The sequence below is a fragment of the Paramicrobacterium humi genome, from assembly GCF_900105715.1.
GTDB lineage: Bacteria > Actinomycetota > Actinomycetes > Actinomycetales > Microbacteriaceae > Paramicrobacterium > Paramicrobacterium humi.
On sequence record NZ_FNRY01000001.1, the window covers coordinates 1,355,800 to 1,380,277 of the forward strand.

Annotated in this window: 25 protein-coding genes and 1 pseudogene; 15 read left to right on the forward strand and 11 right to left on the reverse strand. The window is 65.9% G+C overall.

The features are described from left to right. Window position 1 precedes the first annotated feature (1 nt). Window positions 2-1,303: an alpha-galactosidase gene (gene melA / locus BLV49_RS06805; RefSeq protein ID WP_091181783.1), complete on the reverse strand. Its 1,302-nt coding sequence runs from the start codon at window positions 1,301-1,303 to the stop codon at window positions 2-4. Window positions 1,304-1,391: 88 nt separating this feature from the next. Between melA and BLV49_RS06810 the strand changes: the two genes are divergently transcribed. Beyond that, window positions 1,392-2,204, forward strand: coding sequence for a DeoR/GlpR family DNA-binding transcription regulator (locus BLV49_RS06810; protein WP_091181784.1), 813 nt, complete (start codon window positions 1,392-1,394; stop codon window positions 2,202-2,204). Window positions 2,205-2,210: 6 nt separating this feature from the next. Here the strand turns inward: BLV49_RS06810 and BLV49_RS06815 are convergent, their stop codons facing one another. Beyond that, window positions 2,211-3,269: an amidohydrolase family protein gene (locus BLV49_RS06815; RefSeq protein WP_091181787.1), complete on the reverse strand. Its 1,059-nt coding sequence runs from the start codon at window positions 3,267-3,269 to the stop codon at window positions 2,211-2,213. 168 nt (window positions 3,270-3,437) lie between these two features. On the opposite strand from BLV49_RS06815, the gene BLV49_RS06820 reads away from it, so the two are divergent. Genes BLV49_RS06820 through BLV49_RS06835 form a run of 4 tightly spaced genes read left to right on the forward strand, consistent with a single transcriptional unit; the run spans window position 3,438 to window position 7,532 of the window. Then, on the forward strand, window positions 3,438-4,760 hold the full coding sequence (locus tag BLV49_RS06820; RefSeq protein ID WP_091181790.1) for an ABC transporter substrate-binding protein: 1,323 nt from the start codon (window positions 3,438-3,440) through the stop codon (window positions 4,758-4,760). Continuing rightward, complete coding sequence (locus BLV49_RS06825; RefSeq protein ID WP_091181793.1) at window positions 4,761-5,690, forward strand: carbohydrate ABC transporter permease; 930 nt, start codon at window positions 4,761-4,763, stop codon at window positions 5,688-5,690. 1 nt (window position 5,691) lies between these two features. Continuing rightward, window positions 5,692-6,573 carry a carbohydrate ABC transporter permease gene (locus tag BLV49_RS06830; protein WP_091181796.1) on the forward strand — a complete coding sequence of 294 codons (882 nt, stop codon included), beginning with the start codon at window positions 5,692-5,694 and terminating at the stop codon, window positions 6,571-6,573. Beyond that, window positions 6,573-7,532, forward strand: a complete 960-nt coding sequence (locus tag BLV49_RS06835; protein WP_091181800.1) for a carbohydrate kinase family protein — start codon at window positions 6,573-6,575, stop codon at window positions 7,530-7,532. The genes BLV49_RS06830 and BLV49_RS06835 overlap by 1 nt, the downstream gene beginning before the upstream one ends. Before the next feature lie 9 nt (window positions 7,533-7,541). Here the strand turns inward: BLV49_RS06835 and BLV49_RS06840 are convergent. The 4 genes and pseudogenes from BLV49_RS06840 to BLV49_RS16715 all read right to left on the reverse strand — a co-directional run. Beyond that, window positions 7,542-7,673, reverse strand: a pseudogene (locus BLV49_RS06840) (DUF1622 domain-containing protein); the annotation flags it as partial. A gap of 309 nt (window positions 7,674-7,982) precedes the next feature. Then, window positions 7,983-9,647: a sodium:solute symporter family protein gene (locus BLV49_RS06845; RefSeq protein WP_091181805.1), complete on the reverse strand. Its 1,665-nt coding sequence runs from the start codon at window positions 9,645-9,647 to the stop codon at window positions 7,983-7,985. Then, window positions 9,644-10,060 carry an OsmC family protein gene (locus BLV49_RS06850; RefSeq protein ID WP_091181808.1) on the reverse strand — a complete coding sequence of 139 codons (417 nt, stop codon included), beginning with the start codon at window positions 10,058-10,060 and terminating at the stop codon, window positions 9,644-9,646. Before BLV49_RS06850 ends, BLV49_RS06845 begins: the two co-directional genes overlap by 4 nt. Window positions 10,061-10,149: 89 nt before the next feature. Beyond that, window positions 10,150-10,353: a hypothetical protein gene (locus tag BLV49_RS16715; protein ID WP_143033988.1), complete on the reverse strand. Its 204-nt coding sequence runs from the start codon at window positions 10,351-10,353 to the stop codon at window positions 10,150-10,152. Between the two features lie 17 nt (window positions 10,354-10,370). Here BLV49_RS16715 and BLV49_RS06855 point away from each other — a divergent pair, with 17 nt between their 5' ends. Beyond that, complete coding sequence (locus BLV49_RS06855) at window positions 10,371-12,074, forward strand: dihydroxyacetone kinase family protein (protein ID WP_091181811.1); 1,704 nt, start codon at window positions 10,371-10,373, stop codon at window positions 12,072-12,074. A gap of 43 nt (window positions 12,075-12,117) precedes the next feature. Here the strand turns inward: BLV49_RS06855 and BLV49_RS06860 are convergent, their stop codons facing one another. Together BLV49_RS06860 and BLV49_RS06865 are read right to left on the reverse strand one after the other, a co-directional pair. Continuing rightward, complete coding sequence (locus BLV49_RS06860; protein ID WP_176980751.1) at window positions 12,118-12,870, reverse strand: HpcH/HpaI aldolase family protein; 753 nt, start codon at window positions 12,868-12,870, stop codon at window positions 12,118-12,120. A 2-nt stretch (window positions 12,871-12,872) separates the two neighbouring features. Beyond that, window positions 12,873-13,541 (reverse strand): GntR family transcriptional regulator, encoded by a 669-nt coding sequence (locus tag BLV49_RS06865; protein WP_176980752.1) that lies wholly within the window; start codon window positions 13,539-13,541, stop codon window positions 12,873-12,875. Between the two features lie 105 nt (window positions 13,542-13,646). On the opposite strand from BLV49_RS06865, the gene BLV49_RS06870 reads away from it, so the two are divergent. The 6 genes from BLV49_RS06870 (at window position 13,647) to BLV49_RS06895 (ending at window position 18,845) form a co-directional block, all read left to right on the forward strand. Continuing rightward, window positions 13,647-14,321, forward strand: coding sequence for a GntR family transcriptional regulator (locus BLV49_RS06870; RefSeq protein WP_176980753.1), 675 nt, complete (start codon window positions 13,647-13,649; stop codon window positions 14,319-14,321). 66 nt (window positions 14,322-14,387) lie between these two features. Further along, window positions 14,388-15,383 (forward strand): tripartite tricarboxylate transporter substrate binding protein, encoded by a 996-nt coding sequence (locus BLV49_RS06875; protein WP_218132604.1) that lies wholly within the window; start codon window positions 14,388-14,390, stop codon window positions 15,381-15,383. 169 nt (window positions 15,384-15,552) lie between these two features. Continuing rightward, entirely contained in the window at window positions 15,553-16,044 is a 492-nt protein-coding gene (locus tag BLV49_RS06880) for a tripartite tricarboxylate transporter TctB family protein (RefSeq protein ID WP_091181822.1), read from the forward strand. Further along, window positions 16,041-17,594: a tripartite tricarboxylate transporter permease gene (locus tag BLV49_RS06885; RefSeq protein WP_091181826.1), complete on the forward strand. Its 1,554-nt coding sequence runs from the start codon at window positions 16,041-16,043 to the stop codon at window positions 17,592-17,594. The genes BLV49_RS06880 and BLV49_RS06885 overlap by 4 nt, the downstream gene beginning before the upstream one ends. Before the next feature lie 4 nt (window positions 17,595-17,598). Beyond that, window positions 17,599-18,480 (forward strand): dihydrodipicolinate synthase family protein, encoded by an 882-nt coding sequence (locus BLV49_RS06890; RefSeq protein ID WP_176980754.1) that lies wholly within the window; start codon window positions 17,599-17,601, stop codon window positions 18,478-18,480. Between the two features lie 47 nt (window positions 18,481-18,527). Beyond that, a complete protein-coding gene (locus tag BLV49_RS06895) occupies window positions 18,528-18,845 on the forward strand; it encodes a putative quinol monooxygenase (protein WP_091181831.1) in 318 nt (105 codons plus the stop codon). A gap of 121 nt (window positions 18,846-18,966) precedes the next feature. Here the strand turns inward: BLV49_RS06895 and BLV49_RS06900 are convergent, their stop codons facing one another. Next, window positions 18,967-20,193: a cobalamin-independent methionine synthase II family protein gene (locus BLV49_RS06900; protein ID WP_091181834.1), complete on the reverse strand. Its 1,227-nt coding sequence runs from the start codon at window positions 20,191-20,193 to the stop codon at window positions 18,967-18,969. A gap of 221 nt (window positions 20,194-20,414) precedes the next feature. Here BLV49_RS06900 and BLV49_RS06905 point away from each other — a divergent pair, with 221 nt between their 5' ends. Together BLV49_RS06905 and BLV49_RS06910 are read left to right on the forward strand one after the other, a co-directional pair. Next, entirely contained in the window at window positions 20,415-20,828 is a 414-nt protein-coding gene (locus BLV49_RS06905) for a hypothetical protein (RefSeq protein ID WP_091181837.1), read from the forward strand. Continuing rightward, the gene (locus BLV49_RS06910; RefSeq protein WP_218132605.1) at window positions 20,813-21,265 is read left to right on the forward strand and encodes a cytotoxic translational repressor of toxin-antitoxin stability system; all 453 of its coding nucleotides are present in this window, start codon (window positions 20,813-20,815) and stop codon (window positions 21,263-21,265) included. Before BLV49_RS06905 ends, BLV49_RS06910 begins: the two co-directional genes overlap by 16 nt. Window positions 21,266-21,427: 162 nt before the next feature. On the opposite strand, the gene BLV49_RS06915 is transcribed toward BLV49_RS06910, so the two are convergent. Together BLV49_RS06915 and rimK are read right to left on the reverse strand one after the other, a co-directional pair. Then, window positions 21,428-22,681, reverse strand: coding sequence for a Fic family protein (locus tag BLV49_RS06915; RefSeq protein ID WP_176980755.1), 1,254 nt, complete (start codon window positions 22,679-22,681; stop codon window positions 21,428-21,430). Window positions 22,682-22,748: 67 nt separating this feature from the next. Further along, a complete protein-coding gene (gene rimK / locus BLV49_RS06920) occupies window positions 22,749-23,954 on the reverse strand; it encodes a 30S ribosomal protein S6--L-glutamate ligase (RefSeq protein WP_091186908.1) in 1,206 nt (401 codons plus the stop codon). Window positions 23,955-23,978: 24 nt separating this feature from the next. Here rimK and BLV49_RS06925 point away from each other — a divergent pair, with 24 nt between their 5' ends. Then, window positions 23,979-24,449, forward strand: a complete 471-nt coding sequence (locus tag BLV49_RS06925) for an ATP-dependent zinc protease family protein (protein ID WP_091181843.1) — start codon at window positions 23,979-23,981, stop codon at window positions 24,447-24,449. Window positions 24,450-24,478: the final 29 nt, after the last annotated feature.

The following is a 24,478-nucleotide window of genomic DNA, read 5'->3' on the forward strand; positions in this document are numbered from 1 at the left end:
CTCAAACGTGAACGCGCAGCGCCTCCGGCAGATACCGGGCGTGCGCGTCGGTGAGCTCGTTGCAGATCTGCCACAGCGTCTCCGGCGTCACGCTTGAGGTCGCGTTCGGATCGGCGAGCAGCGCCTGGCGCACGAGCGTCGGGTCCTCGCGCCACGCCGCCTCGACGGCCGCACCCGCGACCGCGGCGTAGGGACGGTTGACCGTCACGCACTCGACGGGCAGCTCGCCCATGGCGACGGGGTGCAGCCCCTCGCCGTCGACGACGCACGGCACCTCGACGACCTCCGCCTCCGGCAGGTTGCTGATGAGGCCCGCGTTCGGCAGGTTCGCGTGGATCTCGCGCCGCGTGTTCGTCACGATCGAGTGGATGAGCTGCGGCGCGTACTCCGTCGCCTCGTCGGCGAGCTCGATGTCCTGACCGGCATCGAGCGCGGCGCGCGTGTGCTCGAACTCGGCCACGTTCTCCTCGCTGATCCCGAGGTACTCGAGCGGCTGCAGCCGGAACCTCTCACGCTGCGACTCCGAGCGCAGGAACCACGACAGGTACTCGGCGGAGTGCTCGCTCGTCTCGGTCGGGTAGTAGCCGACCCGCGTGAAGATCTCGGCGCGCACCCGGCGCTGCAGCTCGGGCTCGTCGGCGATCTTCTGCGCGAGCCGCGGGTACAGGCTCTCGCCGTTGTGCGTCCATTCCAGCATCCAGGACTGGTGGTTGAGTCCAGCGGCACGGAACCGCGTCTCGGCGACGTCGAGACCGAGGAGCTCGGCGAGGTCGTGTGCGGTCCAGTACACGCTGTGGCACAGGCCCACCGTGCGGATCTCGGGCGCGACCCGGTTCGCCCACCACACGTTCATCGTCATGGGGTTCGTGTAGTTGAGGAAGTACGCGTTCGGGCACACCTCGCGCATGTCGGTGAGGATCTGCGTGAGCACCGGGAACGTGCGCAGCCCGCGGAACACGCCGCCGACGCCGGTCGTGTCACCGATCGTCTGCAGCAGCCCGTGCCGCGCGGGAATCTCAAGGTCCGCCCGCGTGCCGTCGATCCCGCCCACTTGGATCATGTTGATCACGAAATCCGCACCCTCGAGGGCCGTTCTCCGATCGGCGGATGCCGTGACGCGCGCATTCGCGTTCAGGCGCCGCGACACGTACCGGGCGGTCGCCTCCGCGACGCGCAGCCGCTCGGGGTCGATGTCGTGCAGCGCGATCTCGAGACGATCGAACTCGGGAAAGCGCAGCAGGTCGTTGAGAAGCTGCTTGGTGAACACGACGCTGCCTGCGCCGATGAAGGTCACTCGTGTCATAGGGCCATTGTGACCGTGCGGTCACTCAGAGTCGCGAATCACTCATTATTTGTGAGCGGTGTGAGCGGTTTTGTGGTCAACTGAGTGCATGAGCCCTGTGATCTCCTCCGGCAGCCAACCTCTCGTCGCCTCCGCGAAGCGGTCGTCGCGTCTCACCGCGATCCTCTCCGCCCTCGCCGACGGGGGAGTGGTCTCGCTCACGGAACTCACCGACACGCTCGGCGCCTCGCCCGCCACGATCCGCCGCGACCTCGCGCTCCTCGAGTCCCAGGGCTTCCTCACGCGCACCCACGGCGGCGCCCAGTCCACCGATCTGAACGCGGAGCTGCCGGTGCGGTACCGCGACGCGACCGAGCGCGACGCCAAGATCGCCATCGCCCGCAAGGCGGCCGAGCTCATCCCGCGCGGCCGGCAGGCCATCGCGATCGGCGGCGGAAGCACGGCCGCCGAGGTCGCCCGCAACCTCACCGCCCGCACCGAACTCACGATCGTGACGAACTCGCTCACCACGGCGTACGAGCTCGCGTCGCGCAGCAAGGTCAAGGTCGTCATGACCGGCGGTGTCATCCGGCCCAGTTCGTTCGAACTCGTCGGCACCCTCGCCGAGGGCGCGCTCAACGCGATCAATGTCGCGATGACGGTCATCGGCGCCGACGGCATCACTGCGGCCAACGGGCTCACGACGTTCGACGACACCGAGGCGCGCGCCAACCGCTCCATGGTCACGCACGCCGGCCGCGTGGTCGTCGTCGCCGACAGCACGAAGTTCGGCGAAGTCCGCCTCGCCCGCGTGGCCGACCTGAGCGAGGTCTCCGATCTCGTCACCGACGACGGCGCCGACCCGCAAGAGCTCGCGCGCATCGAGCGCCTCGGCGTGCGCGTGCACGTCGTGAAGCCGTAACCGGATTCAGCACCCCAGCACGCGCCGGGCGTTCCCGCGGTAGAAGCCCTCGAGCAGCTCCGGTCGCAGCCCCGCCGCGGAGACCAGCCAGCGACCCTGCGGCGGGACCTCCTCCTCCGGCGCGTACGAGAACGCCTCGTCGTCGGTCTCGAAGAACCGGAAGTTCAGCCGATACGCCTCTCGCGTGACGGGGAACGCGTCGGTGCCGAACAGCACCCGATCGGGAAAGCGCTCGACGAGCTTCGCGAAGCGGCGCGGGGCGCGACCGAGCTCGGCGAGGCGACCGCCCGTGTCGATCACGTAGTTCGGCGCCGCCTCGAGCAGCCGCTCGACCGTGTCGAGGTTCTCGGCGCAGTTGCCGACGTGCGCGCCGATGATGCGCGCGTGCGGCAGTGCGAGAACCACGCGGGCGTGCGCGGCCAGGAGCTCGTCGAAGCTCGGGTAGCGCGTTCGGTCGCCGAACCACCAGTCCGGGCGCTCCCCGAGCTCGTCGAGCCGCTCATTGCGCTCGTCGAGCGGCTCGAAGAACGCGCGCGGGTCGCCCGTGTGCATGAGGATCGGCATCCCCAGGTCGGCGGCGTGGCCCAGCAGTCGAATGACGCGCTCGTCATCCGGCGCGATGAGAGCACCCGTCGCGTCCCGGATGCCGAGCCCGAGGTCCTTCCACACCTTGAGCCCGCGCGCGCCGCGCCGTGCGCTGTCCTCGAGCGACTCGCGCAGGGCGCGCTCGCCGCCGTCCTCCGCGAGGACGCGCCAGTCGAGGTGGCAGAACGTCACGAAGCGCTCCGGGTGGGCGCGGTCGTACCGCTCGAGGTTCGCCTCGAGCTCGTCTCCCCAGCGGCCGTCGAGATTGACGATCGCCTCGACGCCGCAGTCGTCCATGACCTGCAGGAGCGCGGCGACGTCCGGAGCCATCCACGCGCCGTCGCCGAGCCACGTGCCGAGGTGGTTGTGCACGTCGATGCACGGGGTGTGAGCCCGCTCGACGGCGGTCTCGGGCACGACGACCATGCTGCGTGGCCGCCAGTCTTTGAGGCGGACGTCGTTCGGTGCCGTGCGGTTCATGCGTGTCTCCTCGTCGAAACGATCAGCAAAAGTGCGCGAAGCAATCGCTTTTCTGACTGAACGATTGCTCGAACACACAGGTTATGCGATGTTCGCTGTGACGGGAAGCATCCGCTCACCTGGAATGACTCCCGCTTCCTTCAATGGAGAAGTCGAAAGGGTCCCCAAATGTCCCCCCATACACAGCTCAAGCGCTCCATCCGAATATCCGCCGCGCTAGCCGCCGTCGGAGCACTGGCCCTGTCGGGCTGCAGCGGCGGCCAGGGCGCGACGACGCTCGACAAAGACGCCAAGGTCACGATCACGATGTGGTCGGGTCAGACCGATGAGGCGCAGGACTACATCAAGAAGCTCGCGAGCGAGTTCGAAGACGAGCACCCGAACGTCACGATCGACCTGTCGGCCGGCGCCTCGTCGACCGAGCAGCTCCTGCAGAAGCTGTCCGCGGGCTTCGCGGGAAACAGCTACCCCGACATCTCCTACGCCTTCGGCGCGTGGGCGAGCCAGCTCGAGGCCTCCGGACGCACGCTCGACATCACCGATCAGGTGAGCGAGCCTGACGTGAAATGGGACGAGTTCTCCGAGGCCGCCCGCGCGACGGTGCAGCCGACGGGCGAGAAGACGATCGGCTTCCCCGCCATCGTCGACAACCTCTCCCTCATCTACAACAAGACCCTCTTCGACAAGGCCGGGCTCGACTACCCCGACGAGAGCTGGGACTGGAGCGACTTCCGCGAGGCCGCGAAGAAGCTGACCGATCCCGCGAGCAACACCTACGGGTACGGCTACTCCGTCTCGGGATCCGAGGAGACGACGTGGCAGTTCTGGCCCCACTTGTGGCAGAACGGCGGCTCGATCCTCACCGATGACCAGTCGAAGGCCGCCTTCGACTCCGACGCCGGCGTCACCGCGCTCACGTTCCTCCAGGACATGGCCGTCACCGACAAGAGCGTCTACCTCGATCAGACTGACACGAAGTTCGGTCAGCTGTTCGCGAGCGATCGCATCGGCATGATCACCTCGGGGCCGTGGCAGCTCTACGACCTGAAGGCGGCGGGCACCGACTACGGCGTCACGGTCCTGCCCGGAACCGACGGCGACCACCAGACGGTCTCCGGCCCTGACATCTGGGCGCTGTTCGACCATAAGGACAAGAACCGCGAGTACTGGGCGTACCAGTTCATCGAATGGCTCACGAGCGCCGAGCAGGACGTGCGCTGGAACGTCGCGATCGGCAACCTGCCGCTGCGCTCGAGCGAGGTGTCGTCCGACGCGTTCGCGAAGCAGGCCGCCGAGTACCCGGGCCTCGACGTCATGGCCGCGAACAACGAGAACGCCGTCAAGGCGCGGCCCACCGTGCCGGGCTACGTGAACCTCTCCGAGGCGATCGGCGGCGCGATCTCGAGCGTGCTCCAGGGTCAGGGCGACCCCGCTGACGCGCTCAAGGCCGCGGCCGAGAAGTCCAACAAGAAGCTCGGAGCTTCGAAGTAAATGAGCCAGACGCGGATGCTGGTCGCACCGGGAGCCTCGCGAGGCGGGGCTCCCGGCCGCCCCAAGGGATCGCTCTTCCTGGGCTGGTCGTTCGTCGGGCCCGCGACTCTCGTCGTGCTTGGCCTGTCGATCTTCCCCGCGGTGTGGGCGTTCATCCTGTCGCTGCAGGAGTGGGACGGCTTCACCGATCCCACGTTCCTCGGCGGTGACAACTACGCGCGGCTGTTCGGCGATCCCGAGTTCTGGGACTCGGTCATGCACACGCTGTTCTACACGGTGCTGTTCGTGCCCTCGTCCGTGCTCGCGGGCCTGTTCCTCGCCGTCGCCCTCAACCGCCGCATCCGCTTCATCGGCATCTACCGCACCGCGATCTTCGTGCCGTTCGTCGCGTCCGCCGCGGCCACCGGCATCCTGACCACCTATCTGTTCAGCCCGCAGTTCGGCGTCGTCAACAACGTCCTGCGCGTGATCGGGCTGCCGCAGCAGCGGTGGCTCGAGGACCCGTCGCAGGCGATGGTCGTCATCGCGATCATGTCGCTGTGGGGCCAGGCCGCGTTCACGACGGTCATCTACCTCGCCGCGCTGCAGGACATCCCGAACGACCTGATCGAGGCCGCCCGCATCGACGGCGCCAACCGGTGGCAGACGTTCTGGCGGGTCGTCTGGCCGCAGCTCGCTCCCGTCACGGTCTTCGTCACGATCTGGCAGATGATTGAGGCCATCAAGCTCTTCGACCTCGTCTTCACGACGACGAAGGGCGGCCCGCTCGACTCGACGAAGACGATCGTGTACTTCGTCTGGGAGCGCGCCTTCAAGGGACTCGAGTTCGGCTACGGGTCGGCCAGCGCGTACGCGCTCTTCGCCCTGACCCTGATCATCACCCTCGGCGTCGTCGTGTATTCACGGCGCAGCAAGACGGAGGCTTTCTGACATGGTCGCCACGCAAAACGCCATCGGCGTCGTTCCGCACGCCGAGCCGGTCCCCGCCGGGCGCCGCCGCCGACGCCGCATCAGCGGGTGGCACTTCGTGCTCGCGCCGATCGCTCTCATCTTCGTCATCCCGTTCGTGCAGATGATCCTCGCGGCGCTCTCGCCCTCCGCCGAGCTCGTGACGTTCCCGCCGCCGTTCTTCCCGTCGACACTCACGTTCGACAACTTCGCGAAGCTGTTCGCCACGACGAACGTGCTGCAGTGGCTCGTCAACTCGATAATCGTCTCGGCGGCCGCGATCCTCGCGCACATCGTGCTGTGCTCGCTCGCCGGCTACGGCTTCGCCCGGCTGCGATTCAGGGGCCGCAACGTCGGGTTCCTCATGATCGTCGCAACGATCATGCTGCCGACGCAGCTGCTCATGATCCCGACCTATATCCTCTTCTCGAAGATCGGGCTCATCAACACCCTCGGCGCCGCGATCGTGCCATGGCTCGCCTCGGCGTTCGGCATCTTCCTCATGCGGCAGTTCTTCCTGAGCCTGCCCGTGGAGCTCGAAGAGGCCGGCATGCTCGACGGATGCTCCCGCTGGGGGATCTTCTTCCGCATCGTGCTGCCGCTCGCCCGGCCCGCTCTCGCGACGCTCGCGATCTTCACTCTGCTGAGCGCGTGGAACGACCTCATCTGGCCGCTCATCGCGATCAACGACCCGGGCGCGTTCACGATCCAGCTCGGCATCGCCAACTTCCAGGGAACACGGCAGACCGAGTGGGGGCTCCTGATGGCGGGAAACGTCGTCGCCGTCATCCCGCTCGTCGTGTTCTTCCTGATCGCCCAGAAGCAATTCATCCAAACAATGACGTTCTCCGGACTGAAAGGATAATGCGCGTGCACACACTCGTCGTCGGAGACGCGAACCCCGACTTCATTCTGCGAGGGGACGTGAGCCCGCGCTTCGGCCAAGCGGAGCAGCTGCTGTCGTCCGCCGAGCTCGTGCTCGGCGGCAGCGCCTCGATCGTCGCGGCCGGCCTCGCCCGGCTCGAGGTCGACACGGGGCTGCTCGCCACCGTGGGCACCGACTACTTCGGGAAGCAGACGGAGCGATTCCTCGACAAGTGCGGCATCGACACGTCGCAAGTGCTGCGCACGTCCGCCGGGGCGACGGGCATCTCCGTCATCCTCTCGCAGCCCGACGACCGGTCCATCCTGACCTTCCCCGGCGTGATCCCGACGCTGTCCATCGACGCCGTCCGCGGCGCCGTCGCACGCACGACGCCGGCTCACGTTCACTTCTCGTCGTACTTCCTGCTCCCCGAGCTCTCGGCGGGACTGCCCGACCTGCTCGACGAGCTCCGCGCCGTCGGGATCAGCACGAGCGTCGACACCAACTGGGACCCGAGCGAACAGTGGGTCGGCCTTGACGAGGTGCTGCCGCGCATCACCCACTTCATGCCGAACCGTCAGGAGCTGCGCGCGGTCGGCGCCGGCTACGCCGACGACCCCGCCGGCTCCGACGAGGACATCGCTCGCCAGCTCGCCGCGCTCGGCCCCCGCGTTCTCGTCAAGCGCGGCTCCGAGGGCGGCCTGCTCGCGATGCCGGACGGCAGCATCCACGTCGCGGCCGTGCCCGACGTCGAGGTCGTCGACACCACCGGCGCCGGCGACAGCTTCAACGCCGGCTACATCGCGGCGATGGCGCACGGAATCGAGGATGAGCAGGAGCGGCTCGCGTGGGCGACGCTCGCGGGCTCGCACTCGGTGACGCGCCCTGGCGGCACGGGCGCGCAGATCTCCCTCAGCGAGCTGACCGACAGTCTGAGCGCCGTCGGCGTTGCGCGCTGACGCACCGGATCACTCTGCCGGGGACGGCTCCTGCGTCTCGGGTTCGCGCTCTTTCTGCCACGGCCAGCGGCCCGTGATCTCAAGCTCGAGGGACCAGCTCAGGAACGTTCGAATCAGCACGATGGCGGCCAGCACGGCGACGCCCGTGGCGTCGACGATGCGGCCCGCGGCCTCGATGAGATGTGGAAAGTCGGGCACGGGCCTCTCCCCTGAGCTGCGGAATCACGGCAGCACCCAGCTCAGCCCACGGGGAGGCGAGACCGCAAGGGGGTTGTCGTCGGGAAGCGGATGCTTCGGCCGCGTGGAGGCGCGCGTCGCGGCATCCGTCATTCAAGATTCTGCGCGGTTTTCGTGACCACCCGGAGTCGTCAGAGCCCGTGATCGTCTGCGCTTCGCAGGTTCAGTGCTGATCTGCCAGCACAGCCCACGTACGAACCTGTCTGGTGCGGGTCACGGGGAAACGTCGGAGCTGGCCGTGAGCTCCTCGGGCGATCCATCGGAGTCGCTCGCGGGCTCGTGCTGTTGCTCGGCCGGGACCGTCCAGAAGAAGACGGTGGTCGAGGCGAGTGCGAGCAGCGCGAAGTAGACCAGGCCCGACAGGCCGAGTGCGTGGAGCCACGGCGCCGCGGGAATCGTGATCGCGGCGGCCACAGCAGTCGCGATGGCGAAGCTCATGCCGCGGCGGCGCCGGGCGGCATCCGTCGTCCATGTCCAGCGGGTGCTCGCGAGGGTGAGTGCGATCATGACGACGACATTCACCGACATGCCAACCCACACGGGATGGATGCCGAGGAAGAACGCCGCCGGCGACCAGGCGCCGAGGTGGTACCAGAGCAGTCCGGAGCCGAAGCCCGCGACCATAGCCGGGATGGCGGCCCGCCGTGTGGCGAGTGGCCAGAAGAATGCGGCGAGCACAGGAGCAAGCGTCGCACCGTTGCGCAACGTCCAGGCGAGAACGTTCCACCATGCGGCCTGCTCGGTGCGCAAGAAGGCGAACCCGATCATGAGCGCCGTGAGCACGACAAGCGACCAGCGCGTATACCGCACGAGGTCGGCTTCGCTCGCGCTCGGGCGAATCGCCCGGCCCACGTCTCGGCCGAGGCTCGTCGCGCCCGAGAACTGGCAGGGACCGGCCCAGCCGAGAGCGCACGCCCAGATGCCGAGGAAGAACACTCCGGTGAGCGGCGCCGGCAGAACTTCGGCGATGTAGGTTGGCGTCGCGACGAGCGGCAGCGCAGCATTCGGCACGACGACCGCCGCTGCCGTGCCGAGCACGACGCCGAGAATGATGAGCGGCATGCCGAGCCCGGCGGCGAGGAACAGTCCCTTCTGCCCCTCTTCGGGAGTGCGGCACGACAAGCTCATCTGGAATGCAGCCTGCGCGAGCAGCACGTTGACGACGAACGTGCCGAACCATGCGGCGATGAGGGTGACGCCCGCGCTCGTCGGGTCGACCATCTCTGGCCTGCTCTGTGCAAGTTCGGCCAGGCCGGCGATGCCCGGGTTCACGAGGAACGCGATGACTCCGACGACGAGCATGGCCAGGAAGACGACGCAGTTCATCGTCTGCGTGAACGCGACGGCGCGCATCCCGCCCGCCCAGAGGAAGAACAGCAGGAGCACGGCCGTCACGCCGATCGCGGCGTAGATCGACAGGTCGGTGAACGCGTGCAGTGCCGACGCGAACGCGATCGCCGTCGCGACCGACCACATCGGGAACGTGAACGCCGTGATCGCGCCCGCGATGCCCTGCGCGAGACGGCCGAAGCGCTCCCCGATGATTCCCGTGACGGTCACGACGAGTCGTTCGCGAAGCGGCTTCACGAGCAGCAGGGCGATGAGGATAACCTGCACGCTCTCGGCGACGCCGTACCAGATTGCTGAGATGCCCGTTCGGTAGCTGAGTTCGAGGATCGAGATGAACGACGAGCCGGAGAACAGCCCGGTGATGCAGAACGCGACGGTCCACTTGCTGAAGCTGCGACCGCCGACGAAGAAGCCGGCGCCACCCGCCCCGGAAAGCACGGCGCGCCGTTGCAGCATCCGGCCGACAATCACGAGCGCGGCCGTGTAGGCGAGAGCGAGCCCGATGGTCCAGAGGCCTGCTGCGGTCATGAGGCGCCGTTCGTGCTCGGCTCGTAGCGCCAATCGATCGTGAGGGGGACACCAGCATCGCGGACGAGGTTGATGGCGGGGCATCGCTTCTCGCTCTGCCGCACGAGTTCGCCACGCTGCTCTGCCGTCGCATCGGTGCGGATCTCGATCGACAGAGCGTAGTCGGTGTAATGCGGCGACACGTCGGCGGTGCCGCGGAAGCCGCGCACATCCATGTGCGCATGCGAGGCGGTCTCGATGCCGTCGAGGTGAATGTCGAGTTCGGCTGCGACGGTCTCGACGACGACGGTGATACAGCCGTTGAGGGCGCCCGCGATGAACTCCATCGGCGTCGGTGCCGAATTCGTGCCGCCGACCGGTTCGGGCTCGTCGATATGGAACGAGAAATCCCGGATGCTGACATCGGTCGTCATGTGCCCACGCCACGACCCGCGAGCGCGAACCGACTTCAGCTGGGGAGCATCGGCCGTCACGGTGGAAGCAGGGGGCGTCGCGGAAGTGGTCACGTGATGATCAAAGCGCGCTCGTTCGCGCTGCGCCAGCGCGAACGTAACGTGCTGTAATGTCGCGAGAGTAACGGCGCCGCGGCCACGGTCGAGCCGGTGAAGGTGTCCTGGTATTCGGAGCTTCCGTGCAGCGTCGACGATGAATGATGCGCTCGAGCGTTCGCGCCCAGAAATGACGGACCGAATCGGGCGTCGATCACGACAATGGAGTGTGCGAATGCGAAAGATCATCAACTCGGCCGATCAATTTGTTGACGAAGTTCTCGACGGCGTACTTCTCGCGCACGGAAACCAGTTGCGCTCCGCGACGCGCGACAACCGCGCGATCGTGCGCGCCGACGCTCCCGCTCCTGGACGCGTCGGAATCGTGACGGGCGGAGGCTCGGGACACCTGCCGTTCTTCCTCGGTTACGTCGGCAAAGGCCTGTGCTCCGCCGTCGCCGTCGGAAACGTCTTCTCCTCTCCCTCCTCGGCGCAGATCCACGCGGCATCCGTCGCCGTCTCGGCGGGAGCCGGCCTGCTCTATCTGTACGGCAACTACGGCGGCGACGTCTACAACTTCGACATGTCAGCCGACCTGTGCCGCTCCTCGGGCATCGACGTACGCACGGTCCTCGGCACTGACGACATCGAGTCTGCTCCCGCAGGGCAGGAGAACACGAGGCGTGGCGTCGCGGGACTCGTGCTCGTGTACAAGGTGGCCGGGGCCGCCGCGGAGCGGCTCTATTCGCTCGACGACGTTGAACGCATCGCCCGCAAGGCGGTCGCCGCCACGAGGACCATGGGGGTCGGGCTGTCGCCAACGGTGCTGCCCGCCGCAGGCGAAGAGACATTCACCCTTGACGAGGGCGAAATGGAGATCGGCGTGGGGATCCACGGTGAGAAGGGGACGCACAGAGGCCCCCTCGAGTCAGCAGACGAGATCACGGACCGCTTCCTTGCACAGCTCGACACCGAGCTCGACCTCACCGAAGGCGCACGGGTCGCCGTGCTCGTCAACGGGCTCGGTGCGACGCCGCTCGAGGAACTGTACGTCGTGTACAGGCGCGTGCACCGCGTGCTCGCCGACCGCGGCGTGAGCATCGCTTACCGGCTCATCGGCGAGTACGTCACAAGCCTCGAGATGGCCGGAGCCTCGCTCTCGATCATGCAGCTCGACGACGAGCTCGAAGAGCTGCTCAACGATCCGGCCGCTTCACCCTTCTTCAAACAGGGTGAGGTCGCGGACATCGACGTGGCACCCACGGTGATCGACGCGAGCAACGAGAGCTCGAGCGGCGTCGAGATCGGGCGCATGGGGCACCCGAGCGCGCTGCGCGCCGTACTGCTCGCGGCCCTGCCGCGTATGTCCGCGCACAAGGAAGAGCTCCGCGACCTCGATGCCGCGCTCGGCGACGGGGACCTGGGCATCACGGTGACCTCGGGCAGTGAGGCCGTCGTCGACGTTCTGGAGGACCTGCCTGAAGATGTCGATGCTCGCAGCATCCTGTCATCGATTGGCCTCGCGTTCTCGGGAGCGAACCCGTCGACGTTCGCCGCGCTCGTGGGCAGCGGGCTCATCGGTGCGGCAGAGTCGTTCGCGCCCGAAGAAGACCTGATCGGAGCGCGCATTGCGCCGTTGCTCCGCGCAGTCACCGATCGAATCGCCGAGCGTGGCGGGGCACAGGTCGGGGACAAGACGCTTCTTGACGTGCTGGATGCTGTCGCCAGCGCACTCGAGCACGGCAGCGCCCTTGACCGCATCGCCGACGTGGCGAAGACGACCGTCGACGAGACGGCTCAGCTGAAGTCGAAGCGAGGCAGGGCGGCGTGGCAGCAGGAGCGGTCAGTCGGGCAGGCCGATCCGGGAAGCGTCGCGATCCAGCGATTCGTGGAGGAGATCGTTCGGGCCGCCGACCATTCCGGGGCATCCGGCGCCTGAGTACTCGCTCGGCGCTTCACGACCCCGACAAGGCTGATCCGGCTCAGCCGCGCGCGGCTCGCGCCGCAGCCTCCGAGGACTCCACGAGCAGGGTGGTGTCGGTGTGCGAGATGACGAAATCGACGCCGTAGTCTCGCCAGTGCCCGATTTCGGGCGTGCCGTTGCAATCCACCCCGACGGCGATTCCGCCTGCATGCGCTACGTCGACGATTCGTTCGATCACATTCTGGAGGTCTGGCGACTCCGGGAAGCGCACCCGACCGAACCCCATGCTCAGGGCCAGGTCGTTTGGCCCCACGTAAACCGCGGTGAGGCCTTCGACCCGCACGATCTCGTCGATGTTCGCGTAGCCCTCTGCCGTCTCGATCATGGCGATGCAGGTAGCCTTCTCATCGCCTTCGGCTACGTCGACCAGGTGCCGTCGTGCCGTGGTCCACAGCGGCCCCCAGCTTCGGTTCCCGGCGGGAGCGTACCGGCAGGCGGTGACCGCTTGCCGCGCCTCGGCGGCAGTGCTCACCATCGGTACGATGACGCCCTCCGCCCCGAGGTCGAGCGCGCGCATCAGCAGGTCCGGAGTGTTCCACGGAACCCGGATCACCGGGGCCGAAGGTGTGTGCTCCAAGGCGTTCATGATGGCAGGTGCCGACGCCATGCTTGCGAAGCCGTGCTGGAGGTCGACCACGACAAAGTCGAATCCCGATCGGCCGGTGATCTCCGCGGCGATGGGGTCGTCGAGACCGCTCCACACCCCGTATGCGAGCGTATCGGCGGTCAGGACCTGCTTGAGCGTCGTCATCCTCATTCCCCTTTGGCTCGTCGATGAGCGGCCAGCATGAGCTGGTGCGATCCTTCCAAGTGTTCACGAAGCTCCTTGGCGACCGCCTGGCCGTCTCCAGTCTTCATGAGCTCCAGCAGCGTGCGGTGCTTCCCGGCCGATTCGTGAAGGTCGAGCTCCACGTGCACGGTGGTGCGCAGCAGCGTGCCGAGTATCGGCGAGTACTGGCGCCAGACGTCCGCGAGGCGGCGGTGGCCGGAGAGCGCGTAGATCAAGTTGTGGAACTGGATGTCGGCCGCAGCGAAACCATCACCGTCTCGCGCATCCGCCGCATTCTCGAGCGTCTCGACGCAAGCCGCCATCTCGCCCCACCCGTCGCCCCCGACATTGCTCAGCGCAAGATCAGCGGCGAGCAGTTCGATCGCCTCTCGCAGTGAGTACAACTCGTCGATGTCACGCACATCGATGCCGATCACGTATGTGCCGTTCCCGCGCGATTCGACGAGGCTCTCGATCTCGAGCCGCCGCAGCGCGTCCCTGATCGGACCGCGGCTGACCCCGAACTGCTCGGCCAGCTGCTCTTCGACGAGTCGTTGGCCTCGCGGCAGTTCGCCGCTGACGATGGAATCCCGCAGGTGCTCGGTGACTTGCTCGCCATACGCCCGTCTTCGGACCGGCTTGAACGCTGTCATGTCTGCTTCCTCCCCGACAGTGAGACCTCTTGACATGCTAGACGGATATCTGTTTACTGTTCTCTGTTCACGGTTAACAATGCCGTCAGACAGGGATGAAACGACGTGGTTTCCACCGATACAATCGAGCGCGCCAACCTTGGCTCTCAAGTCGCGCAGCGACTGCGGGGAATGATCCTGCGCCGCGACTTGCCTGATGGCATGCGCCTGGTGGAAGAAGAACTGGCCAGTCGCTTCGAAGTGAGCCGCGGACCCATTCGCGATGCGCTCAAGCAATTGGAGCGTGAAGGTCTCGTGGCGTTGCAGAAGCGCGCCGCGTACGTGATCGGCCTCACCGTCGAAGACATCGCGCATTTGTACGACCTGCGCAAGGCGCTCGAGCTCCTCGCCGTCGAATCGGTTGTCCGCCACGCTACCGACGACCAGTTCGCACAAATGCAGGAGTGTGTCGAGCGGATGCGAGAGGCAGCGATCGCCGACGACCATTCCGCGTTCGCTGATGCCGACGTTGACTTCCACGACCTGCTTTTCACGATCTCCCGCAACCGTCGTGTCGCCGACGTGTGGCACCAATACATGCCGATCCTCGTCACGATCCTTCAGTCCGCGGTCGGGCATGACGAGCGTCTTCACCAGTCGGCTGAAGACCACAACTCACTGCTCGCAATGCTTCGGAGCGGAGATGAGCGCGTCGCCGCCGAAACCGGCGACCACATAGATCGCGCCCGTGATCGCATGATCGCGGCATACGAACGGCTCTCCACTCCCGCTGATGGGTGACCTTCCCCCTCGGCTCATCCACGACCATTTGCATCATGCAACGCACCACCAGAGAAAGGCAAAGAAGTGAAACTTCACCATGGCAACAAGAAGGGCTTGTTCAAGCACGCCCTTGCTGTCACAGCGACCATCGGCATGGCCGCTGCGCTGGTCGGCTGTTCATCTAACGGAGGAGACTCAGGCAAGGCCGCCTCGGGCTCCGACTACCCGAACAAGCCGATCACCCTCACGGTCCAGGCCGCGCCGGGTGGCGGTTCCGACCTCGCCTCGCGGACCATCGCGAAGGTCCTTGAGAAGGAGCTCGGCACGAGCATCGTCGTCGAGAACCGTCCCGGCGCTTCCGGGTCCCTCGCGGTGAAGTACGTCGCGGGCCTGAAGCCCGACGGCTACCACATCGGGTTCACCCCCGTTGAGCTGGCCATGTTCGATCACCTCGGCTATGACGTCTCTCCTGATGACGTGCAGCTGCTGGGCGAGATCATGAACCAGCCGGGCACCATCGCGGTTCCGGCCGACAGCCCATATAAGGACCTGAAGAGCCTCGTCGAGGCCGCCAAGACCAAGAAGATCACGGTGAGCAACTCCGGTGCCGGGTCGTCGTGGGAAGCCGCGACCAAGCTCCTCGGCAAGGCCGGGGGCGTTGAATTCACGCCTGTTCCGTTTGACGGTGGAGCCCCGGCCGTGACCGCCGCGTCAGGCGGTAAGGTCGACGCCGTTGTCGCGGGCGCTGGCGAAACCCACGCGGCTGTTGAGAATGGCCAGCTACGCGTGCTCGCGATCTTCAGCCCTGACCCGCACCCCGTCTTCACCGACATCCCAACGGCCAAGTCACAGGGCTACGACATCGACTTCGGTGCTTGGGGCGGCCTGTACGCACCAAAGGGTCTGCCGGATGATGTTGCGAAGACGCTGGAGGACGCGATTGCGAAAGCCGTCAAGTCGCCCGACTTCGTGGACCCGATCAGCAAGACGGGCACGGTCGTCGTCTACAAGGATGCCGCTGACTTCACCAAGTTCGTGAACGAAGAGCACGAGCGCTTCGGCGAAGTCCTCGAGAAGTAAGATCCCGCAATTACCACCCCCATGGTGAAGGTGATGATCAGTGAAATTACGACGTAATAAGCGAGAGGGCTCCGCGGCAAAAGCCGCGGGGCCGTCCCGGCCGGCCGAGACACCCGAGGTCACGAGGTCGGAGAGCCTGGCCGAGGGGATCAGCGCGGAAGAACTCGCAATGGTCGAGGAGATGGAGCGCGAGGTCTCGGCTCTCCAAGCCAAGCCCTCCCGCTGGCTCGAACGGGTGATTGCGCTCTCGCTCGTCGGTCTCTGCGTGCTGGGGATCATCGGCTCTCGGCTCATTGAAGTGCGTACCGAGACGGGAGGAATCGACCCCCGGTGGTGGCCCACGCTGATGTGTGGGATATCGCTCGGGCTCTCCCTGCTCCTCACTGTCATCGCCTTCACCCGTCCTCCCTTTGACCGGGAGGACCTCGAGGTCACGAACCGCGGCGGCTGGCTTCGACTGGTCTGCACGATCGTACTGTCCGCGCTCTATATCGTCGCCTGGACGCTGAGCGGAAACTTCGTTGTCCCCTCGGTGATCCTCTTGGTCGCCCTGATGTGGGTCTATGACGGTCGGGGCTGGAAGGCCTTGGTCATCTACCCGATCGCCACTGTGGCGTTCATCTACCTGCTCTTCCACACGCTCTTGAAGGTGCCGCTATGAACCCCGTTCTTGAAGGGCTCACCGCCCTGCTCGACCCCACCGTGCTGTTCGGAATGGCGGTCGGTATCGGTCTCGGCATGCTGGTCGGCGCGTTCCCCGGCATCACGGCCACCATGGCGGTCGCGCTTGCATCCGGCTTCACACTGACAATGTCTCCGGTGCAGGGACTCGCTGTCCTTCTCTCCATCTACACCGGCGCCAACTTCGGCGATCGCATACCGGCGATTCTCGTCAATACGCCTGGAACTCCGGCGGCGATCTCGACGACCTTCGATGGGTATCCGCTGGCCAAGCAAGGCAAGGCCGGTCTCGCTCTCGTGATTTCCGGCTTCGCCGCTGCCATCGGGATTCTGCTGAGCATGGTGGTGTTCTCGGTGGCCGCGGTCCCAATCGCGTCCTTCGCCCTGAACTTCGGGCCATACGAATTCTTCGCGCTCGTGGTCCTCGGTCTCACGGTGATGATCTCGATCTCGTCGAAGTCGCTCGTCAAGGGCATCATCGCGGGCCTTTTCGGACTGTTCCTCGCGACGATTGGGCATGACCCGATTACGGCCGACGCGCGATTCACCTTCGGCTTGGACGTGCTTGCCGACAAGCTCGACTTCATCGCTGTGGTCATCGGACTGTTCGGCATCGCCGAGGTCTTTGACCAGATGCTCAGCCACTCTAAGCTGCGACTCAAACCGGTCGCCTCCCTTGGCCGCTGGTGGCCGAACAAGCAGGAGTACAAGCAGATGGGGAAGCCGCTCGTGATCGGCTCGATCATCGGCACCATTGTCGGCATCGTTCCTGCTGCGGGCGGCGACATCGCTGGCCTGATCGGCTGGGACCGTGCGAAGGCTCTCTCGAAGAAGCCCGAGCAGTATGGCAATGGATCATACGAGGGACTCGTCGCCGCGGACTCGGCGTCGACTTCCACCCTCGGTGGCGCGCTCACCACGACGATGGCTCTCGGCATCCCCGGCGACTCCGTCAACGCTGTCATGCTTGGGTCCATGCTGATCTGGGGCCTGCAGCCTGGCCCGCAGCTCTTCGCAAGCCAGCCTGCGCTCGTGGCGAGTATCGCGGGAATCATGGTCATCTCCACGATCGTCAGCCTCGGGCTGAACCTCTTCCGCATCCGCGGACTCGTGAAGATCCTCGACCTGCCTCGTAATTACCTCTGGGCCTCGGTCCTCATCTTGTGTGTCATCGGCACGTACGCGACGACGAACGACATCAACACCGTGGTCGTGATGCTCTGCGCCGGGGCTGTCGGCGTTTTGATGAAGCGCACGGGATTCCCCGCCGGTCCCGTCGTCCTCGGTCTGCTGCTCGGCCCACTCGCCGAGTCGAACCTCCGGCGGGCTCTTGTCATCGATGGACCCGCCGGATTCGTCACCAACCCGATCGCCCTCGTGCTTCTGGTGTTCGCAATCCTCGCGTTTGTCGGCACACTGTACAGCCGGATCCGCGGCCGCCAGAAGGAGCTCGCCGCGGCACGGACTGCGGTCGATTCTCCACTCGAGCACGAGACAACCAACAGCAACACCAAGACCGAAGGAAAGTAAGCCTGTGAGCCAGCCTGACATCATCACCGCACTGCCCATCGCATTCGATAAGGACGGCGCGCTCAACCTCGACGGTACGCGGGAGATCTTCCGCAAGACGGCCGGCAGCGGAGTACAGGGGGGCCTGGTGCTCGGAACCACCGGCGAGTTCGTCTCGCTCGGCTTCGAGGAGCGCGGGCGAATCGTGAAGGCGGCAGTTGAGGAACTCGCGGGGATGCGATGCATTATCCACGTGGGTGCCGCGAGCCTCTACGAGGTTCTTCAATTGATCGATCAGGCACGTGCGGCGGGTGTGACGGAGATCGCCGTGATCACGCCGTATTACCTTCCGGTGACGGATGCGGAGATGGTGCGGTTCTTCACGGCGGTCTCCGACGCCTCGGCCGGGCTCGACGTCTATATCTACGTGTTCCAGGCTCGAACTGGAAACACCGTAACTGCGGATGCGATGGCAACCATCTCACGATTGCCGAACATCGTCGGCGCCAAGGTGAGCGGTGAGCCGCTGTCACGGTTGGCTGAGTACCGCGCCGTGGTCCCCGACGAATTCATCATCTACACGGGCAGCGATCGCGATATAGCTCGCGTGGCCGAGTACGGCGCACAGGGCGTGATCTCGGGCATCGCCTCCACGCTCCCGGTGCCCTTCACGGACATCGCGGCGAAGATCGGCGCGGGGGAGACCGATCTCGCGGATGCGCAGGCGGCCGTCGATGACGCCGTCGACACCGTGCAGGGCGACATGGCGCGAATGAAGGCTGCCCTGCGAATGCAAGGTGTCCACGCCGGTTGGCCGCGCATGGCACTGCAGGAGCCGAACGAGCAGGAGCTTGCAGACCTCGAGCGCGCCGTGCGAGAGTACGACAGGTTCGCCCCGGCCGATTGAGAGCTCTGCTTGGTCGTCCGCGCCAGCCGACTCGGTAGGCTCGAAGCATGTCGAATCCCGTTGTTGTCACCGCCGTCTTCTACCCGGCCCCCGGTCAATACGATGCCGTGTACGAGGCGCTCGTCCCTGCGATCGAGGCCGTTCACGAGGAGCCGGGCTGCGAGCTCTACGCGATCCACAAGCACCCGGACGGCACGATCGTCATGATCGAGAAGTGGGAGTCGGCGGAGCTGCTCGACACCCACGGCGAGGGCGAAGCAGTGGCGAAGCTCAACGCGTCGCTCGAGGGCAAGGTCACGCGGCCGACGGAGGTCACCCGCCTCGAGCCGCTGCCCGTCGGCGAGTCCGGAAAGGGCGCGCTGTAGGGCGTTCAGCTCTCCTCGGTGAGTAATTTCTGCAATTCATCGCGACACGCCGGGTAGCGGCATCCGACACTCGGCGTGTCGCGTGAAAGTGCAGAAATAATCGCGCTTCCGTGAGTCGGCGCTACCTCCAGAGCCGCTCGCTCGCGATGCGGGCGCCCTGCCCGAGCGCGTCGAGCTTCGCCACCGCGATCTGCGGGTGGATGCGGCCGCCGAGCCCGCAGTCGGTCGACGCGATGACGTTCTCGCGGCCGACGACGCTCGCGAACCGCTCGATGCGCTCGGCGACGAGCTCGGGGTGCTCGACCACGTTCGTCGCGTGGCTCACGATGCCCGGGATGATGACCTTGCCCTCGGGCAGCGCCGTGTCCTCCCACACGCGCCACTCGTGCTCGTGCCGCGCGTTCGCGGCCTCGAACGAGTATCCGCCCGCGTTTATCGACAGCATCGTGTCGACGAGGTGCGTCATCTCGAGGTCCGTCGTGTGCGGCCCGTGCCAGCTGCCCCAACACAAGTGGAAGCGCACCTGCTCCTCCGGAATCCCGCGCAGCGCGTGGTTCAGCGCCTCCACGCGGATGCGCGTGAACGCGAGGTAGTCCTCCACGCTCGGCTCGGGGTTCACCTGGTCCCAGTTCTCGGCGATCGACGGGTCATCGATCTGCACGATCAGGCCGGCATCCGTGATCGCCAAGTACTCCTCGCGCAGCACGTCGGCCCACGCCCAGATGAACTCCTCCTCGGTGGCGTAGTACTCGTTGCCGATGCGGCTCGCCGAACCGGGCGAGAGCGCCGTGATGAACCCCTCCGACAGATCGGATGCCGCCAGCGCGGCCTTGAGGTTCGCGACGTCGCGCACGATCGCGTCGTGCCCGGTGTAGCTGATCGGCCCCGTCGCGGTGGGGAACGCGGTCGCGTTCTTGCCGAGCGCGATGCCGCTCGTGGGGTCCTGGTACGCCTCGGCGAAGCGCGTCCAGTCGCGGCGGTCGGCGAAGCTCGTGAGCCGCACGTTCCCCGGCTCGCTGCGCACCGGACCCGCCGTGATCGGGTTGAACTCCGTCAGCTCGAGCCCGCCCGTGCGCTGGAACGAATACGTCCACCACGCGCCGTAGTCGACCGCGCTCGACATGGCCTTGCCGTACTCGCCGTCGTTCGGCACATCGATGCCGAGCGCCTTCTGCCGGGCGACGAGGTCGGTCACGGCATCCTGCAGCAGGCCCTCGAACGCGGGCGTCGACTCGAGCGTGAAGCCGTCGTCGGCGAAGCTGCGCGCCTCGTTCGCGGCGATGAGCTCGGGCGTGCGCGGCAGGCTGCCGGCGTGGCTGGTCAGGATGTGGTCGGTGCTGCGTCGCATGGTTCCTCGCTTCCGGAGTCCGTGCGGACTCCTCCTCTATGGGATGTCCGCAGGCAATGCCCCAGAGGGGCGCGAGGCTTCGCATGGTGCGCTGCGTTGTGTCTCCACGGTAATCAGCAGAGCGGATGCCGCCAAGCGCGGCGTCATGATTCGCAATGGGAGCCGCCGGATAAGTACGTTGTGTCCTTGACGTACATGCCTGGTCGGCTGACAATGGAGGCGTGCACGCACTCGACTACCCCAGCTTCACCTCGGCACGCGAGCACCTCAAGACGGTGTTCGACGCTGCCGAACGCGGACACATCGTCACGGTCGCTCGCAGCCGGGAACGATTCGCCATCACGAGTGTCGAGCGTCTTCGCGACTACCTCGCGAAGACCGTCGAGCCGAGGCTCCGAGTCGGAAAGGCGGAGGACACGGGTACGTGGGTGGCCTCGATGGACTCACGTCCGTTCATTGCGGAAGGCGCCGATGCCGAAGACGCGATCGACGGGCTCGTGGAAGAGCTCCGCGAGTATGCCGAGGACTTCGACGAGCACTTCTCCGGAGCCGCCAACCACAAGGAGAACTGGGGCCTCGTTCAGCTCGTGCGATTCAGCAGCGATGAGCAGTTGAAGGCGTGGTTGCGCAGCTGATGGCGAAGTTTCCCACCGCGACGCGTGAAGATCACGACACATTCTGCACCACCGAAGGCTGGGAGCTCGTTCGCGGTGCTGCCGGCAAGCCGGTGCGGCACCACCGAACGTACAAGTTGCCGCTCGGTGACGGTCGGATCCTCCGAACGAGAATTTCGAAGCCAGTGGATCGCACCGATTACCCGGCGTTCACGTGGGTGACGATTCTGCGCGAGCAGCTGGAAGTGACGAACAGCGAGTTCTGGGCATGCGTGCGAGACTCGGTGCTCCCTCAGCGCGCCACGAGGATGCCTGATCGCCCCGGAATTCCCTATTACCTGTATCAGGTGCTCACGGATCACGTCGGAATGCCGCCGGATGAGGTGGCACGTTTGACCGTGGACGAAGCGCAGGAGCGCGTCGCAGCCTTCTGGAGTCGGTCGCGCGATCCGGAGTGACGGAGCAGTGGCGCAGGATGCGTCCGAAGCCCATGACTCGACAGGCGTTCTAGTCTTGAGCCATGCCATTGAAACCGATTCAGCGAGGTTGTCAAGCGGCGTCATAACCGGAGTACGGGACGCGCTCAATGAGGCCCAGCGAGAATTGCGCGATACGTCCAATCAGGCGTTTCGCGTGCCGCGGCGGACGGTCTCGGCGTACTCATCGAGTGCAGCGAGAATGCCCGTGTGTTCCCACACTCGGTTTCGCCGACGCGCCGTCCTTTCGTGAAGTACGCCGCGGTCGCTCAGCAATGCGAGGGTTCGCTGGACGGTAGCGTCGTTGAGGCCGAGCTTGGACTTGAGAAATGAGGAGGTGACCACGGGCTGGCCAACGAGCAGCGGGAGTACTGACCAGGCCGCTGCATGGGCTCTTACGCCGGCCAAGGCCCCCCGGGATGCATCAATCTCCGCAGTTAGGCGATCGATGAGGTGTCGTCCCGAAACCGCGGCAAAGCGCGCAGCTTCCGCGAATCGCTCGATGATCGGGCCCGCGTTCCCGGATCTGAACGCTCCGAGAGCGGAGAAGTAACTTTCCGTGTCGGCGAGCAGGCCGGCCGAGAGCGGAACTGTCGTATGCGAGACGAGCCCCTTGTTCTTCAGCATGGCGTGAGCGAGGGCCCGCCCCGTACGCCCGTTGCCGTCCACAAACGGGTGAATCGTCTCGAACTGAGCATGTGCAGTGGCCACTTGCACGAGCACGGGAATGTCGTCGCGGTTGACGAAAGTGACGAGATCGCTGAGGGCTGCCGGAATGTGCTCATGTTGGGGCGCGACGAAGTCGGCGCCGAGGGGACCTGCGTTTCCCCGTCCGATCCAGACCAGTTCGTTGCGGAAGCTGCCGGCGTGCATGCGCATCGTGAAGTCGTGCTCCATGAGCGCTTTGTGCATTGCCAGAATCGAGTTGAGGCTGACACCGCCAGCCAAAGCCATCGCGGCTTCCATAGCATGCACATTTCCGACGACAGACCTCGCATTCGTCGCGTCGGTCTCATTGATTTCGGCGAGTGCCAGCTGCCGCGCGCTCGCGGTGACATTCTCGATTTGTGAACTCGAAGCACTCTCGGTTCGCAGGAGGATTGCCGACATGGGGGCAAGGGCGGCATCGCTTGAGCTGAGTATTCGGAGCGCGTACAGGTCAAAGTCGAGGAGCGCGCGGGTGGCATCTTCGACATCTGCGCTGAGCGAGGGCGACAGTACAGGTTGCCAGTCGACCAAGGGGGCGGGAACGGTGGAGTGATATTCGCCGCTCTGTTGGCGCATTTCACTGCGTGAGTAATAGCCGGTCATTCTTGGCGCCCAGAGGTGACGCTCCGACCCGACTGCGGCAATCGGCACGGATGGTTCTTCCTCGGCGGGCACAAGATCCGTGTGCATAGAACCAGCTTACTAACACTTTCTCTACAAAATGTTAGTAAGCGGCACTCTTATTTGCCTTGCGCACTCAGGCCTGTTGCTGCTCCAACTCGCCGAGCGCATCGGCCGGCAGTTTGCGGAGCTTCTGCCGCCGGCGCCGGCGAGCGGGGATCATCGAGCGCATCTCCTCGAGCTTGCCGAAGCACAGCAGCCGGTCGCCCGCTTCGAGCTCGAGGCCGCCGCGCGGGTTCGGAATGACTGACGTGCCGCGGTGCAGCGTCAGCACCGAGATGTCGCGGTCGCCGAGCCCTGAGTCGCGCATCTTCTTGCCGACGAGCTCGGAGCCCGCGCCCACGAGCAGTTCCGCGACGCCGTAGCCCGTCGAGACGCTCAGGCGCTGACGCACGTCGATCTCGGGGAACGCGACCTGGTTGTTGATGTAGTCGATGATGGCGCCGGCCACGTCGAGCCCCGTCGCTGTCTCGATGCCCTCGAGCCCGGGGGAGGAGTTGACCTCCATCACAAGCGGTCCTTCATTGCCTTCGAGCATGTCGACGCCGGCGACGCGCAGGCCCATGATCTGCGCCGACTTCACCGCGGCCTGCTCGAATTCGGGGCTGAGCTGCACGGGCTCGACGGTTCCGCCGCGGTGCACGTTCGAGCGGAACTCATCGCCCTTCGCGACCCGGCGCATCGCCGCGACGACGCGGTCGCCGACGACGAGCGCGCGGATGTCTCGTCCGCGGCTCTCCGAGATGAAGCTCTGGATCAATACGTTCTGCTTCGTCGAGTGCAGCGTCTCGATGATCGCCTGGGCGACCTTCTCCTCGGGGGCGAGGATCACGCCGATGCCCTGCGTGCCCTCGAGCAGCTTGATCACGACGGGCGCTCCGCCCACCTGCTCGATCGCCATCTTCACGTCGGCGCGGCTGTGCACGAACGTCGTCGGCGGCATGTCGATATTGTGCCGCGAGAGGATCTGGTTGGCCCGCAGCTTGTCGCGCGCGTTCGAGATGCCATTCGCCGTGTTCGGGGTGTACACGTCCATCTGCTCGAACTGCCGCACGACGGCCGTGCCGTAGTACGTGATCGAGCTGCCGATGCGGGGCAGGATCGCGTCGTAGTCGCTCAGCAGTCGGCCGCGATACTGCAGATCCGGTTCCTCGCCCGAGAGGTCGATCGCGAAGCGCAGCGTGTTGAGGACCTTCACGGTGTGCCCTCGATCGAGAGCGGCGGCACGCAGCCGCCGGGTGGAGTAAGCGTGTGGAGCACGCGAGAGAATAGCGAGTTTCACCGACGTCCCTGCGAAGATGGAGAAATGACCGACGGCATCCATTCAAACACCCTCGTGGGGTGGCGGGAATGGGTTGCGCTGCCCGGAATCGGCGTGCCATGGATCAAGGCCAAGCTCGACACGGGCGCGCGCAGTTCTGCTCTGCACGCGTTCGACGTCGTCGAGCTTCCCGACAGCCGTGTTCGCTTCCAAGTGCACCCGCGTCAGCGATCGGGGGCGGATGCCGTCACGGTCGAGTGCCCGATTCACGATCGCCGCGAGATCCGCAGCTCCTCGGGGCACGTGCAGTCCCGCATCGTGGTGCTGCTCGACATCGAGCTCGCCGGCCGAACCGTCACGGCCGAGACGACCCTGTCACGCCGGGACGAGATGGGCTTCCGCATGCTCATCGGGCGCGAAGCACTGCGTCAGGGCTTCGTCGTCGATTCGGGAAAGTCGTTTCTCAGCACCAAAGCGCCAAAGCAGATCCGTCGTCGAAACAGGATCGCAGACTAGCCGGAAGCTCGCGCCCTTGCGCAATCCGA

What these genes read in the sequence shown, in the direction of transcription:
- melA (WP_091181783.1), bottom strand. Translation starts at nt 1,303, where the DNA reads ATGACACGAGTGACCTTCATCGGCGCAGGCAGCGTCGTGTTCACCAAG.
- BLV49_RS06810 (WP_091181784.1), top strand. Translation starts at nt 1,392, where the DNA reads ATGAGCCCTGTGATCTCCTCCGGCAGCCAACCTCTCGTCGCCTCCGCG.
- BLV49_RS06815 (WP_091181787.1), bottom strand. Translation starts at nt 3,269, where the DNA reads ATGAACCGCACGGCACCGAACGACGTCCGCCTCAAAGACTGGCGGCCA.
- BLV49_RS06820 (WP_091181790.1), top strand. Translation starts at nt 3,438, where the DNA reads ATGTCCCCCCATACACAGCTCAAGCGCTCCATCCGAATATCCGCCGCG.
- BLV49_RS06825 (WP_091181793.1), top strand. Translation starts at nt 4,761, where the DNA reads ATGAGCCAGACGCGGATGCTGGTCGCACCGGGAGCCTCGCGAGGCGGG.
- BLV49_RS06830 (WP_091181796.1), top strand. Translation starts at nt 5,692, where the DNA reads ATGGTCGCCACGCAAAACGCCATCGGCGTCGTTCCGCACGCCGAGCCG.
- BLV49_RS06835 (WP_091181800.1), top strand. Translation starts at nt 6,573, where the DNA reads ATGCGCGTGCACACACTCGTCGTCGGAGACGCGAACCCCGACTTCATT.
- BLV49_RS06845 (WP_091181805.1), bottom strand. Translation starts at nt 9,647, where the DNA reads ATGACCGCAGCAGGCCTCTGGACCATCGGGCTCGCTCTCGCCTACACG.
- BLV49_RS06850 (WP_091181808.1), bottom strand. Translation starts at nt 10,060, where the DNA reads ATGACGACCGATGTCAGCATCCGGGATTTCTCGTTCCATATCGACGAG.
- BLV49_RS06855 (WP_091181811.1), top strand. Translation starts at nt 10,371, where the DNA reads ATGCGAAAGATCATCAACTCGGCCGATCAATTTGTTGACGAAGTTCTC.
- BLV49_RS06860 (WP_176980751.1), bottom strand. Translation starts at nt 12,870, where the DNA reads ATGACGACGCTCAAGCAGGTCCTGACCGCCGATACGCTCGCATACGGG.
- BLV49_RS06865 (WP_176980752.1), bottom strand. Translation starts at nt 13,541, where the DNA reads ATGACAGCGTTCAAGCCGGTCCGAAGACGGGCGTATGGCGAGCAAGTC.
- BLV49_RS06880 (WP_091181822.1), top strand. Translation starts at nt 15,553, where the DNA reads ATGGTCGAGGAGATGGAGCGCGAGGTCTCGGCTCTCCAAGCCAAGCCC.
- BLV49_RS06885 (WP_091181826.1), top strand. Translation starts at nt 16,041, where the DNA reads ATGAACCCCGTTCTTGAAGGGCTCACCGCCCTGCTCGACCCCACCGTG.
- BLV49_RS06895 (WP_091181831.1), top strand. Translation starts at nt 18,528, where the DNA reads ATGTCGAATCCCGTTGTTGTCACCGCCGTCTTCTACCCGGCCCCCGGT.
- BLV49_RS06900 (WP_091181834.1), bottom strand. Translation starts at nt 20,193, where the DNA reads ATGCGACGCAGCACCGACCACATCCTGACCAGCCACGCCGGCAGCCTG.
- BLV49_RS06915 (WP_176980755.1), bottom strand. Translation starts at nt 22,681, where the DNA reads ATGCACACGGATCTTGTGCCCGCCGAGGAAGAACCATCCGTGCCGATT.
- BLV49_RS06925 (WP_091181843.1), top strand. Translation starts at nt 23,979, where the DNA reads ATGACCGACGGCATCCATTCAAACACCCTCGTGGGGTGGCGGGAATGG.